Source organism: Candidatus Woesearchaeota archaeon (assembly GCA_003694805.1).
GTDB lineage: Archaea > Nanobdellota > Nanobdellia > Woesearchaeales > J110 > J110.
In genome coordinates, this window is sequence record RFJU01000055.1 from 1 (window position 1) to 1,401 (window position 1,401).

A 1,401-nucleotide genomic window follows, 5' to 3' on the forward strand; every position below is an offset into this window, starting at 1 on the left:
ACATTACCGAAAAGTTGTTGTTTGATGATGTGACGACAGGTCCGTCAAACGATTTGCAGGTGCTCACCAATCTCGCGCGCAACATGGTGACCCGTTGGGGTATGTCCGAGAAAATTGGCACCATCGCACTTGCGGGTGACGATGGGCGTGCACTTTTTGGCGCCGGCGTGCACGGGCACGAATACTCTGAAAAAGTAGCTGCGGAGATTGATGCAGAAGTGAAAAACATTATAGACACCGCATACGCCAAGGCAGAGAAAATTCTCACCGAAAAGCGCCATGTGCTTGACGCTATTGCGCAGGCGCTGATAGAGAAAGAAACGCTTGAGCGTGATGAGTATGAAGACTTGTTGCGCGCGCACGGCATTCCGGTAAAGCAAAAAGAAGACATTGAGCACGCACCCGTGGCGTAGAGTGTGTCAGGAGGTTGAGTTTTTCTCAAGAAGGCACTACCATTATGGGGTCATGCGCCGGTGTTGCAGGTACGGAGAAGAGCGCATGACCGTGATGCACCGCACGGGGTGCGTATCCGCCCATAGCACAATTGGTTAGTGCACGGAGCTTATATCTCCGAGGTTCTTGGTTCGAGTCCAAGTGGGCGGACTAGTTGCACCAGTGTGTACGTGCGAAGCACTACACACTGTGTGTGCAACTCCGCTCACGCGGACTCGAAAAAAGGCGCGCGCAAAGTCCGCGCAGCGAAGCGAAGCGGAAGCGCCGACGGGGTCGAGAGTTCTTAGTGTCTGAGAAGCTTTGCTTCGAAGACACTTAGAACTGGTGTCCGAGGCGGAAGCGTGTTTTGCGAGTTTCCTCGAGCAAAACAGCTGAGCCAGGGCAGGAGGTTCTTAACGAACACAGTGAGTTTAGAAACCTCCGCGACAGCGTTTGTGCAAGTGAACCATTATGCTTGAGTTGCTTGTGGCGATGCGTCAAAGAAAACAGTGCCTGCGCACTGTCCAAGGGTACCCCTTGGACACACCGAGTGCGGTGGCGGCGGTTACTTAGCGCTCGGAGCGATAAGCAGCGGAGCGGGCGACATATATTTGCTATACTTTCTACATACAAACTAAGAATTTGCGTATGCGATATATAGCGTTTGTTTTTGTTTTTACAGCACTTCTCTCTGCGCCATTGATAACGCGTGCGGATGTCGTGTCTGATTTGCGCGCACAGATAAACAATTTGCTTATACAAATCGGCGTTCTGCAACAGCAGGTGCGGCAATTGGGGGGCGATCCACAAGCAACGGTACCGGGTGGCAGCACAACGGCTGTCTTAGCACCGGCGGTGGCAAGCACTCCCGCTGTTGCGTGTCCCGCAATACACCGCACACTCTCGCGCGGTAGCAGGGGTAGTGATGTTGCGGCATTGCAAGAGTTTTTAATGCGAGAAGGTGTATAC

General features: G+C 53.0%; 1 protein-coding gene and 1 tRNA gene. Both read left to right on the top strand.

The window, feature by feature from the left end; translation table 11 throughout:
• A partial coding sequence (locus tag D6783_02115; GenBank protein ID RME53391.1) for a cell division protein FtsH occupies positions 1-413 on the top strand: 413 nt, incomplete at its 5' end.
• A 116-nt stretch (positions 414-529) separates the two neighbouring features.
• A tRNA-Ile gene (locus D6783_02120) sits at positions 530-603 on the top strand.
• Positions 604-1,401: the final 798 nt, after the last annotated feature.